This is a genomic window from Puia sp., from assembly GCF_035546395.1.
GTDB lineage: Bacteria > Bacteroidota > Bacteroidia > Chitinophagales > Chitinophagaceae > Puia.
This window is the reverse complement of the sequence record NZ_DASZXR010000008.1, coordinates 322646-337483: the sequence shown is the minus strand read 5'-3', so window position 1 is coordinate 337483 and position 14838 is coordinate 322646. Positions and strand designations below refer to the sequence as shown.

Annotated in this window: 9 protein-coding genes; 3 read left to right on the top strand and 6 right to left on the bottom strand. The window is 51.2% G+C overall.

Annotated elements, in window-relative coordinates:
• Positions 1-370 precede the first annotated feature (370 nt).
• The 4 genes from VHE34_RS09790 to VHE34_RS09775 all read right to left on the bottom strand — a co-directional run bounded on the left by VHE34_RS09790 (position 371) and on the right by VHE34_RS09775 (position 9440).
• The gene (locus tag VHE34_RS09790; RefSeq protein ID WP_325587229.1) at positions 371-3064 is read right to left on the bottom strand and encodes an alpha/beta hydrolase family protein; all 2694 of its coding nucleotides are present in this window, start codon (positions 3062-3064) and stop codon (positions 371-373) included.
• Between the two features lie 174 nt (positions 3065-3238).
• On the bottom strand, positions 3239-4672 hold the full coding sequence (locus VHE34_RS09785; RefSeq protein ID WP_325587226.1) for a RagB/SusD family nutrient uptake outer membrane protein: 1434 nt from the start codon (positions 4670-4672) through the stop codon (positions 3239-3241).
• A 10-nt stretch (positions 4673-4682) separates the two neighbouring features.
• Positions 4683-8039, bottom strand: coding sequence for a SusC/RagA family TonB-linked outer membrane protein (locus VHE34_RS09780; RefSeq protein ID WP_325587224.1), 3357 nt, complete (start codon positions 8037-8039; stop codon positions 4683-4685).
• A gap of 222 nt (positions 8040-8261) precedes the next feature.
• Entirely contained in the window at positions 8262-9440 is a 1179-nt protein-coding gene (locus VHE34_RS09775; protein WP_325587222.1) for a FecR family protein, read from the bottom strand.
• Positions 9441-9729: 289 nt separating this feature from the next.
• On the opposite strand from VHE34_RS09775, the gene VHE34_RS09770 reads away from it, so the two are divergent.
• Positions 9730-10665, top strand: a complete 936-nt coding sequence (locus VHE34_RS09770) for a TlpA family protein disulfide reductase (RefSeq protein ID WP_325587220.1) — start codon at positions 9730-9732, stop codon at positions 10663-10665.
• A gap of 2 nt (positions 10666-10667) precedes the next feature.
• Here VHE34_RS09770 and VHE34_RS09765 read toward each other — a convergent pair whose 3' ends face one another.
• Entirely contained in the window at positions 10668-11252 is a 585-nt protein-coding gene (locus VHE34_RS09765) for an RNA polymerase sigma factor (protein WP_325587218.1), read from the bottom strand.
• A 335-nt stretch (positions 11253-11587) separates the two neighbouring features.
• Between VHE34_RS09765 and VHE34_RS09760 the strand changes: the two genes are divergently transcribed.
• Together VHE34_RS09760 and VHE34_RS09755 are read left to right on the top strand one after the other, a co-directional pair.
• Positions 11588-11845, top strand: a complete 258-nt coding sequence (locus VHE34_RS09760) for an HTH domain-containing protein (RefSeq protein ID WP_325587216.1) — start codon at positions 11588-11590, stop codon at positions 11843-11845.
• 101 nt (positions 11846-11946) lie between these two features.
• Positions 11947-12882 (top strand): TlpA family protein disulfide reductase, encoded by a 936-nt coding sequence (locus tag VHE34_RS09755; RefSeq protein WP_325587214.1) that lies wholly within the window; start codon positions 11947-11949, stop codon positions 12880-12882.
• Between the two features lie 3 nt (positions 12883-12885).
• Here the strand turns inward: VHE34_RS09755 and VHE34_RS09750 are convergent, their stop codons facing one another.
• Positions 12886-14832 carry a YWFCY domain-containing protein gene (locus VHE34_RS09750; RefSeq protein ID WP_325587212.1) on the bottom strand — a complete coding sequence of 649 codons (1947 nt, stop codon included), beginning with the start codon at positions 14830-14832 and terminating at the stop codon, positions 12886-12888.
• Between the last annotated feature and the right edge of the window lie 6 nt (positions 14833-14838).

Sequence of the window (14838 nt, the reverse complement as noted above, 5' to 3'; positions counted from 1 at the left end):
CAAGTACAACCACTTGATCAAAGGGCACGTGATTACCCACACCAACCTACTCGGGGTTAACATTACCACCGCTGTCCGGCTGGCGGATCGCTATACCTAGCTCGCCCTGGTTGCAGATGTCATCTCCGAGAGATCATCGGCTATCCCATACCCTGGGGACGATCAGTCCGTTAATGCCCTCCAAATGCCTATAAATGAATCCAATCAATGGTCAATATCTGACGCATTATACGGACAGAGGATTACGATATTGCTGCTCCAATTACGTCATGCTACTTTGAAACCACTTTATCGACATCTCCATTACGCAAAAGGGTGAGCTCTATGAAAATGTTTTTGTCAACTTTTTTCAGGGCGCGTCATTTGTCCTCTATTTTCCGACTGATTTCTTTCCTCCGGAAAGGTCCAACCCATCATCGATACCCTTCCATCTCGCCGAAACGCCCACACTCATCCACCGGGGCTCCGGTTGCCCTTTCAAATAATGGTCAAAGTACTGCGTCAGCCGCAAGGTATAATCTACCGCACTTTTACCTCCCAAATTATGCCCCTCGTCGTCGTATTGGAGCAGCCATACTGGTTTACTCATCCGGCGCAGCGCCGTAAATAGTTCCACTCCTTGCTCCCAGGGAACCGCGCCGTCTTGCCGATTGTGAAGGATCAGTAGCGGAGTCGCAATCTTTTTAACCTGGAATACCGCCGAGTTTCGAAGATACGCCTCCATATTTTCCCAATACGGTACTGCCATCCGATACTGACCATATTCAACAAAGAACTGGCCAGCACAGGACGCCAGGTCTGCCTCTCCGCTTTGGCTAACCATGTCACTCACGCCGGCCGAACTCGCCGCCGCCGCAAACAGACGCGTGCGTGTGATCAGGTAGTTCGTCTCGAATCCCGCGAAACTGTGCCCCTGGATTCCCATTCTATTGCGATCCACCCAGGGCTTTGCCGCCATCATATGCGCCGCCGATACTACGTAATCATAGATTCCGGCTCCAGGGTCGCCGGGCGTGTAATAGATATCCGGGCAAAAGACCAGATAGCCCCGGCTCACAAACCAAGGGATATTCATTCGCCCTCGGCAATAGGTGGGGTACAGGTAGTTGTTCAGACCTTCGCTCAGCCGCTCATAATAATTGAAGATAACCGGGTATTTTTTCTTCGGATTAAAATCCTCCGGTCGGTAAAGGATACCTTCTCCTCTGTGCCCGGAGAACGTGGTCCACCGGACCAGTCCACTCCGCATCCAGTTAAACTCCTGTTGGGGCTGAAGACTTGTTATCGGCTTAAAACTTTGAAAATCGGCCGTTATGAACAGGTTTGGGTATTCTGTGCTGCTCTGTTTCCGCAGCAGGTACCGCTCCGCATCTCGGGCCTTCCATAGGCCATTCGGAAAACTTGAATACGACAAGCTCCCAGAAAAATAATACAGTGCATCGTCCATCTGCAATAGCTCCGGGATCCCGCCATGATGCCAGTTGATCCTATAAAAGCCATTGCTTTTATTCTTCTCATCGAGAGCACACAAGATGATTCCTCCCTTATCATCCACCAATACCTCGTTGCCGCCACTATCCTGCTGGGAATAACTGCACCGCAACGCCACCCTATGCTTTCTTCCATAACCAGCGGTAAGATTGATGGGTAGTCGTCTACCTCGTGGATCCACTTTCCAGATATCATACTGGTCGTACAGCAAAACCGCACTATCACCCGGCAGCCACATCCCACAACCAAATGCGGTGGGAGGAACCGAATAGCCATCCCGTTCATCAACGACTGGAAACGGGATCCGGAAACTGATATTCCGACAGACTTTTTCCGAAATATCATATGCAAAATAGGCCCGTTTGATCTGGTCATACCACAACACATACCGGCCTTCTTGGGAGTATTGGGTAAACGGCGGAAAGAAGATTCCCCTGCCAATGATCTGCCTCGAACCGTCGTCCGTATTGATGAGATACATGTCGGACCGTTTCACCCCCTTAAAATAACCCTCTCCGGAATTATACTTCGTGGCGGTCAGCAGGTAGTTGTCGTTCCCCGCCCGGTTGAGTTCAGCCATCCCGCCAAATCCATCCGTCTCTTCCTCTAACCGCAATACCCGGTCAGCTCTGACCTGATAGACCGCTCTAAAAGATTCCAAGGTGTCCCTTTGCCTGTCACCCAGCTGAAAATATTGCAAAAACCGGTCCTGGTAATTCCAGATATCCACACTGGCCCCGATCCGTGTCGGTGGATAGACGGGCCGAATCCGCCGCAACCAAAAAAATACCTTCTTCCCATCCGGACTGAACTCGAGCTCTTCCGCCTCTACTGCATACCCTGCCTCTAGCCCCATCGTTCCCTCATCGACCATCACCCGGGCACTGTCGCCCCCTGCCCTATACCAGTACAGCACCTGACGAGTCCTTTCTCCACCTACCCCCTCCGCAAAAAAAGCCAACCTGTTTTCCTGATCCGAAAAGGTTAGATGGCTCAATCCCGTACCTCTGTAAACGACCTTCTTCTGTCCGCCTCCCAGGTCCACCCATTCAAGCTGCACCGCTTTGCCGTCCAAATTTCCGCTGCGCTCAATCACCAACGCTTTCCCGGTATTGCTGAACAGGTAATCCCGAACCGCGCCATAGTTCTCTTGTTTACCGGAATAAAGATCGGCTACTGCCAGCTCTCCGACGGTCAACCTATATCCCAGCCAACGGCCGTTTCCTGCTTTCGGCAGTTGATAAGAAGCCACCCCCGGGGTAAAAACAGCTCTTCGGGCCTTCAAGTCAATGACACATAAACTGTCACCGGCTACCTGGCAGATCAACCGTTTACTATCCGCTGTAAAGGTGGCCTGCCCGCCGCCCGCGATTTCCAACCGGAAAGGCTCATCGGTCGACTGTACATATAATACAGGCGGTCTGTCTCCTGCCACGATGCTGTAACACACATAGTTCCCATCAGGACTGATCGATTCCTGCTGAATATACGGCCAGTTCGAAAGAGCCGCCGTATCCAAGGCCGGCTTCTGCGCAAAAAGGACCAGTTCACATTCCAGAAGCAGTATTGTCAACAAATACCTCATTTTCGATTAATTTCTAGAAAAGTACAGTTCTTCGCCGCTATCTGCTTACCCGTGAAATTAACAGTAGAAAATGTCGCCACAAAAGCGCCAAAAATGTAGGTAGAGCTATTGGAAAATATGCGAAAGCGACGGGATAAGCCACAGAACACAGTCAAGACAATATTATTGGTATCCCCTATTCTGCTTTAGCCTCGGATCCGCTTGGATATCGCCATAAGGAATGGGGTAAAGACTATCAGTCGGCTCCCAGGTGCCTGCTTTTAAGGGCGTAACGCTACTCATCACTTGATCCACCACTCCGGTTCGTTTAATATCCAACCACCGGTGCCCATATTCAGTAAATAATTCTACACGGCGCTCTTGAATAATAGCGTTCAAGACATCTGCTTTTGTTGATGCTGCGGTAGGAGGTAGATTAGCCCTGGAGCGGATAATATTAAGATCAGACTTTGCGCCCTCTAGATTCCCCTGTTGCGCCCTTGCTTCGGCTCGGATGAGGTATTGTTCCGCCAGCCGCATTATAGTTGGGTACTCTGCTGGAGGCACCCCCGTATAATAAAGCTTATATTTGTAAGGAATGTAATATACATTCGGTCCGGAAACGACACTGTCCACCCACGCCTTTCTGCGCAGGTCCAAGGGTTCGAAACTGGCCAGCAGTGCCTCACCCAGTGTGAAAGGAGCAAAGGAAGCAGGTCCTCCGGAAAAAATTACGGACAAAAAAAGCCCGCCATCGTTAGTATTGCCGAAATCATTATTCGGTAGTTCCAACTGCCAAATAGCCTCCTGGCTAGACGTTAGGAATACGCTATCGATCCCTGCACTGTCCTGATACAGTTTATATACAGGATTGTTGATAACCAGGGTTGCCTCCTGTTCAGCACTGTCATAAACCCCCATGTACAAATAGACACGTGCAAGTAGCGCAGTCGCGACAGCACTATTGGGTCTCACTCTTTGGGTGGAAGGGTCACCTTTTGAATCCATATAATCGGTTCCTAGGCGACTTTGAGCGTCCTTTAAATCCGCCACAATCTCCGCATAGACAGCACTTGCCGGACTTTGCCCAAGAACTGCATTCTTATTATAGTCGGCACTCATAACAAGTGGAATATTTCCATAAATATTGACCAGATAAAAATTGCAGAACGCACGAATAAATTCTGATTCACCAATCGCCTGCTGTCTAATGGCCGGCGTAATAGCTGCGGAACCAGAAGCGCCAGCAATTATCTCGTTGGATTGATAGATAAGATTATAAAGATCCGCCCAGATGCTCGGGGGATTATTGCTTTTTTGCGCATTGCCATACGCTTGCTCGAGCACCGCTGACGTTCCGGAAAATAAATTAAACTCATCAGCGGACAAACCCAAAAACTCGGAGATCCCGAATTGACCTCCTGCAATTGAATTTCCTTCCATTGTGACGTAGATACCGTTCAACGCCGATTCGATTGTTGTATTAGTTGAATAAACCGAGGCAGCTGACAATTGAGTGATTGGCGGAGGAACCTCTACAAATTTTCTGCAGTTAAACGATACTATGCAAACCGTAGCAAAACAGATTATACATGTAACTTTTTTGTACTTTTTCATGTCAATTCATTTAAAGAGAAAAGTTAATTCCACCAGTGATGACTCGCAACGGTGGCAAAGCCGTCGAGCTTTGGTTTTCTGGATCTAGACCTTTGTACCCCGTTATCGTCAACAAATTCTGACAATGCACATAACACCTTAGCTCCTGCAGATGCATCCGGCTTGCCCATGTACGTGGGAAACGATATGAAAGCGACAGATTGCTGAGCCTGACAAAGCTGGCATTCACCCACAAATAAGTGCTGTTTTGTGCATATTGATACGCCGAGAAAGCAGGCGAGGCATAGTCCTGCGTAAATCTTTCAACCGTTGCATGATCCCCCGGCTTCCGCCACCTTCCTAAAAATCCCGTAGGCGCATTCGTGCCGTAAATCCCTGGAGCCACTCCTTGAGCCGCAAGATAGTTCAAACCCATCTGCCTCCTAAAGCTAAACAAAAATGAAAGTTCAAGATTGTTGTAGGAGATTGTATTCTGAAACCCTCCATAATATTTCAATGTTTGGTCTAAGATGGCCGTATTATCGATACCATAGGAAGGTGCAAAAGTTGATTTGCCGCTGCTATCTCTAAACTCGTAAACTCCAGTTTCTGGATCAACCCCCAGGCATTGAAATACCTTCAAAATACTTAAGGGCTTACCTACAACGAACCTGTTAGCATACGGCGAATTCGCCAGATTAGGAAAAGCCACCAGTTTATTTCTACCGATCGTCAAATTAAGGGAGCTGGACCAGGTAAAGTTCCGACTTTTGATATTAATCGTACTCAAGGCAAACTCCCAGCCTGAATTTTGAACGATCGCCGGCAAGTTCTCGGAAATGAAGGCAAACCCTGTGATTGACGGCAACGGCGTGCTTACCAATTGGTTCGAGCTTCGATTATGGTAATAACTTGCATGTATCAGCACACGATCCTTCATGAATCCCAGATCAAGGCCTCCTTCAAATTTGCGAGTTTCTTCCCAGGCCAATTGAGGATTGCTGAGGCCAGTAGGCACTAAGGACCCAATCCCTTGATAGGGTATAGGAGCAGTTTGATAAAGAGAAAGATATTGATAATCTCCAATCTGGTCGTTTCCGGTAGTTCCATAACTTCCTCTTATCTTCCCGAAGCTAAGAAAGCTTAAATTTTCCGTGAAAGCCTTCTCCTTGCTGAAAATGTAGCCTACACCCAACGATCCAAAATTATGGAACTGGTTGTCGGGACCAAATCGGCTACTCCCATCCCTTCGCCAGTTGAAATTAAGGATGTATTTGTCAAGGTAATCGTAACTGAGTCTACCGAAGACCGCACCGTATTTATAAGTAGCATAGCTTGTCGAGGGTACCGTTACGACGGGCGCCGCCTGGATATTTTGAATCAATGCGTCGCTAGTATAGCCGCGGGCGGACAAGGAGAGTCCACTGCTGCTATTTTTCTGAAAAGTCGAACCAGCAAGAAATGTTACTTTCCCTGGTCCGGCATAAAAGTTATAACTCAGCTGTGGTTCGGCGATCCACGTAGTGATAGTATTATACGTGAAGCCGGCGAACCCAGTTTGAGGGAAGGATGGATCCTGAGCAGCGATTGGAGTGATTGAAACGTCATTGGACTGCATGTGTGTGTAACCGAGACCAGTCCTGATTTCCAATCCTTTGATAATAGTATAAGCGAAATTGGCGTGACCCACCAGATTATTGTTATTAGCAGAAAACCGCATATATTGGTAGACAAGGGGATTTGCCTTGAAACCCAGATGATCAGCAACTAAATCGAGAGACCCGTCCTTGTTGTACAGTGATGGCAAATTGGGCGGCAGGTTAGAATATTGACTGAGATCCGAGGCTGGTAATTTACTTGAACTCAGAATGTAGCTAGTTGACAATGAAAGCCGGAACTTACCGTCTGTTGAAACATTGTCTACATTAAGATGCACCGCTCCGCGTGGTACACTCCCAGTGAAGGGGAAAACCGTGGATACTCTATTGTAGTCTGCACTGAAGAGATATTGTGTATTTGGACTCCCTCCAGAGAATGATACGGCCGCGTCCGTATACGCTGCGGCATTGCCGGTAAGTAGGCGCTGCCAATTCGTAAATCGTGTCGAGTCCCAGGTCAGAAGATCTGGGGCAAATAGGTTGGGATCGCTCAAAGAATCTCCATCGTTGGCAATAGCTTCCCTACGCATCGCAAGATATTGGGCAGTATTCATCCAGTGCGTCTTGGCCGGCGCCTTCCCAATACCCTGGTTCAGGTTAATATCCAACCGGGTCTTACCCACTTTTCCTTTTTTGGTGGTGATTAGGATCGCCCCGTTAGCAGCTTTTGATCCATAAATCGCGGTGGCATCTGCATCCTTAAGTACCTCGATGCTTTCAATATCATTGGGGTTGATATAATCCAATGGATTTCCACCTCCGGGCTGCTGATTGTAAAGCTGGTTAAATTGATACTGCGAAACATATGGGACCCCGTCTATCACATAGTAAGGGTCACTGCCATTAGTGAGGCTATTTCGCCCACGGATTTGCACGAAATATGAACTCCCCGGCATCCCACTATTCTGAGTAATTACCAGTCCAGGGACACGACCTTCGAGTGCTGCCAAAACATTTGTAATCGGACTTTGGGCTATCTCCTCCGACTTAACTGTCGTTACATTGCCCGTACTCAACCTCTCCGTTGTCGACCCGTATGCAATCACCTTTGCCTCGTCTAGCCCATTATTTGCCTGTACTAGCTTGATCACTAAAGGCGCATCTCCGGCCACATCGACTTCGGTCCGTCTGTACCCTGTATACGTCACCTGCAATGTGGATTCCACAGGAACCGCCTTCAAATAGAATTGCCCTTTCTCGTCCGTTAACGTTCCCCGCTTGCCGCCCTTGATCGTCACTGTAGCGCCAACCAGCAACTCACCCTGCTCGTTAGTAACCTTGCCGCGTACGTCTACCTGTCGAGCCTCTGGCGCAGCCGGAGCATCTGCGCTCTTCACCGGCTCTTCGATCTTTTTAACAATAAATACCGTCTTCCCCTGACGATAAAAATTCAATCCCTGGCCTTGCAGGATTTCCTTCAACGCTGTTTCGAGGTCCGCCCCCTGGATGTCCACATCCTGAGGTTTCTTATCCTGGATCAGCGCTGAGTTGTAGAAAAAGGAGATCCCGGTCTGCTTCTCGATACTCGAAAAAATAGCTGGGAGCGATAAATTCTTTCCTTTGATGGTGATGCCTTGCGAAAAGCCGGCAGCACTCAACTGCAAACAAGCAGCGAGCAGGATGATAGAAGTCAATCTTATGACGCGAACTAGTTGCAGGCGGAAACGCTCGGCCCGCAGTCGCTTCAGGTTGCCGCATGGCGATGCCATAACCTTGATGAAATATTCCATGGTTGTGTCCGTTGGGATTTTTGTTCCGTAGCTAATAATCAGTTTCTGGGAGAAATAGCAAGGAGAGTTACCCCGGCGGACGGGATATGGGAAGAGTAGATTTCGGTCTCATGCAAGATGGTTTTGTTGTGGGTTAAATGCCGGCTGGTTTGGCGCAGCCAATGCCAATAGGGAAGATTTGATGGCCATGGTGCATAAGAAGGCCGTAGGTTGGAAATCAGCTTAGTTGGAAGAGACGATCAAGGTTCGGCCCTCCAACCGAAAACCTACCTGGTTGTTATCCCAGTATTTGCGCAATATCGGCAACAGGTCGTTCAGCGGCAGATTCCTATCTATCTTTCCGGCAAATTCCATTTCCGGCGCCTTCCCCTCATAGACCACCTCGACATCATACCACCGTGCCAACTGCCGCATCACGGCTGAAAAGGATGATTTGCCAAAATAGAAGAATCCATCCTTCCAGGAAACGATATCTCCGCTCGGCACATCCTTCAAAACAGTGACACCGCCATCCTTCCTCACTTGTGCCTGCTCATCCGGTTTCAACTTAATCAGTGCATTGGCCGCCTTCACCGCCACCGATCCGGTCAGTAAGGTTGTCTGGGTCCCCCCTTCATCGGAATAGGACATGATATTGAAACTGGTCCCCAACACTCGCACCTCTTCATCCCGCACCTTTACGATAAAGGGCTGATCGGCCCGCGGCGCCACTTCGAAAAACGCTTCACCACTCAATTCTACCGTTCGCTCCCTTCCCCGAAACGAGGTCGGGTACCTCAGGCTGGTCTCATTGTTCAGCCAGACCTGAGATCCATCGGGTAATCGCAGCTGATATTGTCCCGATCTCGGCGTCCTCAGAATATTATATACGATATCGTCGTTATTGCCCGCTCCCCCCTGGTACATAAGACTTCCCTTACCGCTCTTCACTACCTTACTGTTCCCCTGCAACCCTACCTCACCCCTGGCCACACTATCCAACAAAACCTCCCGCCCATTTCCTAATACCAACACCGCCGTATTCTTGCCGGGAGGAATGGGCTTCACCTTCGCCACTTCCACCGCTTTCTGCGCCCCGGCCCCCGGCCGCCATTTCCACAAAACACCAAGGGCTAAAGCACCACAAACAACCGCCGCCGCTGCAAACCCCGAGATCCGCAGCACCTTCGACCGCCGGCGCTGACGCATCTCACGCATCCACCGCTCAAAACCGGCCACTGGATCGAACCTTCGCATCATGCCGATCTCTTTCTCAAGGAACCCCTCGGCCGAGACCCGCTCCAGCCATTCCCGATTGACAGCGGCCGCATTCGCCCATTGCTCCAACTCCTGGATATCTTCCGGGGACATTTCACCGGATATCAACCGGGATATCAACAATACCAGACGATCTTCTGTCATATCTATTCTATCTTTCTAATTACGCGCGGGCTACCGCTCTACCTATTCCAAAAATTGGAAATCGTAACAATTCTATAACATTCGATATCTAGTTACGCTGATTGACTATGGCATCTTTCAGTTCCCTGCAAATTTTTTTCAGTCTAATTGCTTTTATGTATGCTTATTCCCCTAATGCATTGGGCCAGAATGGCCGCACATCCCCAAAAAACATCCCGATCGGAAATACTTCCATCCTTTTTGGATATGCTATCCCCGCTAACTTGAGGGTATTCCATATCGCCCGATCATGAACAAGACTATCCTCGTCGAGGTCATTACCTACTTCTTTATCCTGCTGTTTCTATATACCGGAGTCGTCAAACTTTCCGAAGTTCACCTTTTCCGGGAACAAATCATCTCTTCCCCCTTCCTCGGTCCGCTGGCGGGCGTCTTCTCCTGGGCCCTCCCCATCGGCGAGATCCTGCTTGCCATCGCTCTTTTTATCCCGGCGCTTCGGCTGAAAGCACTCTATGGAACGCTGATCCTTATGTCTCTCTTTACCCTTTATGTAATTGTCATCTTCTTCGTGGACAGCCGCCTGTCCTGCAGCTGCGGGGGCATCATCGAACAATTGACGCCCAAACAACATATTCTTTTCAACTCTTCATCAGTAGTCCTCAGCGCCCTGGCGATTACCCTCTACAAACGCGCCCAGCCTTCCCCCCGCTTCCGCTGGTTCGCCGGCACCAGCACCATTGCCCTATTGTTGCTGGTCGGCTGGGCCTTGTTCACGGCCTTCACCGCCCCGGCAACGGTCAGAACCGGATTGGAAGGTCGTGAAATACCGAGGGTGCACCTGCAGCTTATCGATAGCACAACCTACATCAATACGGCCGATATCCCCTCAGGCCAGCCCCTGGTGGTAATTGGGTTTTCCCCGATATGTATCCACTGCCAGGACCTCACCCGCGATATCATCCGCAACATCGACCAGTTCAAAAACATTCGCATCTACTACCTTACAACGGCTTCGTTCAGCGACATGAAGCTGTTTTATAAAGCCTTCAAACTCTCCCGATTTTCCAATATCGTTATGGTGAAAGATACTGCAGACCGTTTCCTGCCTTATTTCAAGGCGCCGGGGGTCCCGTACATAGTGGTCTTCGACTCGAAAAAAAGGGTAAAACTGGTGGTAAATGGCCAATCCAATGCAATCCGTCTGGCTCAACTGGCCGGAGAATAAGTCTAAAAACGCATGAAAACGAGCACGAAGAACATCCACTCGTTGTTTGTAAGGATCGATCGCAAGGCTTTTAGGGAGCGGGACTTTATGATATATACGTTATTCTCACTGGTATTCAATTCATCCGCAATTTCCTTCGTGCTTTTTCCTTCGATATAGCTCATCCGCAAAACATTGCCCCCCGGCAATTGCTCCATTTTGGTTAAAATGGCTTCGACCAATTTGGCTTGAGCCCGCTCCACATCCAGCGGCGTGAGCTCCCCGGAATCGGCGCCGGCCATTTTAACCCATTGCCGATCCGTCGTGTGGGCCACCCGCAAAGAGCGCAGATGCGAAATACAAGCGTTTCGCGTCACCAGGTACAAAAAATTCTCAAGATGCCGGCAGGTGTCAAATTTGTCCCGCCGTTCCCAGGCCTTGCGAAAGGTCTCGCTTACAATGTCTTCGGCATAGGTATCCTCCCGTAGAATTTTCGTGGCAAAATAACTGATCGGGCGGTAGTATTTATCAAATACATGCCGGAATGCCTCCTCATCCCCGTCGCGGAACAGGAGGAACCAATCATCGCCTTTGCTACTTATTTTCATTGTTGGGTAAGGAGGCTTATCAGGCCAACTCATGCAAATTGTAAATTTTTGAAAATCATTTGGCTGATAGGAAAGGAAGCAATTGGACAAGGAGAATAAGAGGAATAACCAGTCACAATATACAAATTTACCCAGTTTCGTCGAAGAAAATACTGTTTTTAGTAAACCAACAAAATTTGCAGTGTACCCTCCTTGCGTCGTATCTTTCAACCGATTGTAGCACTAGCCCTTCATCCCCCAAGGCTCACATTTCAACTCTACATCCCCCTCTCGGTTAGCAGCACCATACGTAGTTATCCATTAACCAATTCATAAAAGCAAAAAACCTTGTTGCTATGAAATCTCTATTGCACCGCCTTATCCGGCTCGACTACCTGATCCATCTCAAATCCACCGGCACTCCCGCCAACTGCGCCAACAAGATCGGCATCTCCGAACGCAGTCTCTATGACTACCTCAAAATGCTGAAGGAAATGGGCGCGCCCATCAAATTCTCTCGCAACCGAGGCACCTATTATTATGACGAAGAGGGCCGCTTTCGCGTCTCCTTCATCTCCCGGGAACAGATTGAAAAGCTCGAGAATCTCGCCTGATCACCGGCAAACCCGACTTCATCCGGTTCAACAACGGTTTTATCCCATTCAAAAACAGTAACCCTGCTAACTTGAGCAGGGTTACTTATCCCGTTAGAAACATGAACCGCTCCATCCTCGCCGACGTCATCGCCTTCTTCTTCATCTTCCTTTTCGTCTACACTGGCGCCATCAAACTCACGGAGATCCAAACCTTTCGGCAACAACTGTCCTCTTCCCCCCTGATGTCCTCGATGGCCGGCGTCATCACCTGGGCCCTCCCAATCGGCGAGCTTCTCCTGGCCATCGCCCTCTTCCTCCCCAGGACCCGGCTAAAGGCCCTATACACCACCGCAGCTTTGATGACCGCTTTCACCGTCTACGTCGTCATCATCCTTCTCATCGACAACGAACTCACCTGCAGCTGCGGCGGAATAATCGAAGAACTCACCCCCAAACAACACGTCGCCTTCAACAGCGCCTGCGTCATCCTCGCCGTCATCGGCATCCTGGCCCTGCGCAAACAACAACCCACAAGAAACTTCAGACGGCTGACCCACTCCTCGGCCCTCGCCCTCTTCGCCCTCGTCACCTGGTTCCTGGTCTCCGCTTTCCGGCAACCCAGCTTCGAAAAAACCGGCCTCGAAGGCCGCCTCATCCCCTCCATCCCCCTCCAACTGACCGACAGCACTACCTGGCTCAAAACCGAAAATATTCCCGCCGGCAAACCCTTTATCGTCCTCGGCTTCTCTCCCTGGTGCGTCCACTGCCAGGCGCTGACCGTCGACATCAAACAGCATATCAATAACTTCAAGGACATCCCCATCTACTACATCACCCCTGATCGGTTCAAGAACATGCGCACCTTCTACCGCTTCTACAAGCTCTCGCAATACCCCAACATCACCATGGGCCGCGACAGCGCCAACAGTTTCTTCCATTTCTTCAAAACCAACACAACCCCGCTGATCGCCATCTACGATGCCAAGAAAAGGCTCAAAAGAGTGATCCCCGGTCAGCCCAAAGCCATTGACCTCCTCAAAAGCCTGCAGGAATAACCCTCAGCGGGTAGTCCCCAACTTCCGATGCCCCTCCGCCACCAGCATCCGTATCTCCCCCCGCACGCGCTCAAAACAAACCTGCACCGTCCCCGCATCCACTGCCCGCACCACCGGCAACTCAACCGCTGCCGACGAATCATCCCCACCCGAAAGATCCAATACCAACCGCCCATGAAACGCCTTCAACTCCATCTCCCTCCCCGGCTCATCCGACAACACCCCCACAAATTCACCGGAGGAAAGACCCGCCACAGTAGCCGGCGTAACGCTCGGCTCCCAGTGCACCGAAACAGTCGCAGCCGTATCCGAACTATTCGTGGTAAACCCCACCCTTTCCCGCTGTACCTGCGGAAACCGCTCTGCCACCCATCTCGCCGTCTCCCCACCCACCTGCCCGCAAAACAGGTTGCCGGAGATATTCATAAACACATCCGCCTCATCCCGGGTGTACAATCCCCGCAGCTGGCTCAGATCCTGCACCGCCAGGATGGGAATGATATCGTTCGACCGCGCCGTCGCCAGGGTCGTCGCCAGCGAGTAAGCCCTCACCGTCGCAAACTCATCACAGACCATCGCCAGCGGGTATCTCCCCGGCTGATTGCAAAGCCGGTTCAACCGGTCGATATACAGGGAAAGGATCGGCGCCAGCGCCTCCTGCCGCCCGGGATCACCCCCCAGGCAGAAGATCCGCGGCGCGGCCGGATCGTTGATGGCCAGGGGCAGATCGTTCCCCGTCAGGATATAATACAGATCGGGCGAAGCCAGCCGGCTCAGGGGGATCCGCGCGGAAGCAATCTGACCGTCCAGCATCTCGAAGCTTTTATTGGTCTGCGCTTCGACAAACGGCCGGATCAGCGACTCGATCTCCGGCTCGGCCTCCAAAATGGGAAACAACGCCTCATACGGCTGCTGCGCCAGCTCGATCGCGTGCGGCAGGGTACAGTATCGCCCGCCCTGGTACTTCCGCAGATACCAGATCAGCGCGCCGAGGAAATTTACCGGCGACTCGACAAAGAATTCTCCCTGCTTATGGATCCAGGTTTTATTCAGGCTCAGCAGGATGGTCCGCGCCGCCCCAAGCGCATCCGACACCCATCCGAGGGTCTCCGGCGCCAGCACATTACACCGGTGACTCCGCGACAGGTCCCCAAACTGGATACAGCAAAACCTGGCTCCGGCCGGGTACTTCTCGCGGTTAGCGAGAAAACACCGATACACCAGCCCGGTCAGCACGGGACTCTTGAAATCATACAGGAAGATCCCCACACCCTTCGCCATCAACTGCCGGATCAGCGGCTCGATAATGTACCGCGACTTCCCCGACCCCGGCCCGCCCAGGATTAGGATCCCGCGGCGGGGATTGACCAGGTTGACCCAACTGGACATGGTCTTCCCATTGAAGACATGCTCCGCCCGCAGGCTGAGCGACAACCCGTGATCTATCCGCCGCCGCTCCTGGGGAAAACCACCCCGCTTCCGCCCGAACGGGTCATCGGCCGCCCCCGGCACCGACAGCAGCCGCCGCAACCGGCTCCCGCCCATCAACAGGAGCAGGTAGCCAAGGACCGTAAAAAAGAAATACGCCCCGATCGTCGCCATGGGGTCCGCGGCCCACATGAACACCAGCGGACTCGCGCAAAACAACAGCGCCCCCGCCAACAGATACCCTACGATACTCCGCCGCGAGACCTCGACACTCTTCCTCGCCGGCGCACCGGTCAGCGAAAGCCCCAGGAACAGCACGATCACCGCATGGATGGTAACCCCGCCAAGCAAGCCGGTGCCCTGTACAACCGCCAGAATTCGATCGGTGATGCGGTTGGTGAACCCCCAATGTTCGAAGGCCCAATACCCCGTATGATAAAAATGCAGTCCCAGGCAGGCGACGCTGATGGCGCCGCTCAACCGGGTAATATCCCTGTACGAAGAATGCGCAGATGTTTGCATAACGAT

What these genes read in the sequence shown, in the direction of transcription:
- VHE34_RS09785 (WP_325587226.1), bottom strand. Translation starts at nt 4,672, where the DNA reads ATGAAAAAGTACAAAAAAGTTACATGTATAATCTGTTTTGCTACGGTT.
- VHE34_RS09780 (WP_325587224.1), bottom strand. Translation starts at nt 8,039, where the DNA reads ATGGAATATTTCATCAAGGTTATGGCATCGCCATGCGGCAACCTGAAG.
- VHE34_RS09775 (WP_325587222.1), bottom strand. Translation starts at nt 9,440, where the DNA reads ATGACAGAAGATCGTCTGGTATTGTTGATATCCCGGTTGATATCCGGT.
- VHE34_RS09770 (WP_325587220.1), top strand. Translation starts at nt 9,730, where the DNA reads ATGAACAAGACTATCCTCGTCGAGGTCATTACCTACTTCTTTATCCTG.
- VHE34_RS09765 (WP_325587218.1), bottom strand. Translation starts at nt 11,252, where the DNA reads ATGAAAATAAGTAGCAAAGGCGATGATTGGTTCCTCCTGTTCCGCGAC.
- VHE34_RS09760 (WP_325587216.1), top strand. Translation starts at nt 11,588, where the DNA reads ATGAAATCTCTATTGCACCGCCTTATCCGGCTCGACTACCTGATCCAT.
- VHE34_RS09755 (WP_325587214.1), top strand. Translation starts at nt 11,947, where the DNA reads ATGAACCGCTCCATCCTCGCCGACGTCATCGCCTTCTTCTTCATCTTC.
- VHE34_RS09750 (WP_325587212.1), bottom strand. Translation starts at nt 14,832, where the DNA reads ATGCAAACATCTGCGCATTCTTCGTACAGGGATATTACCCGGTTGAGC.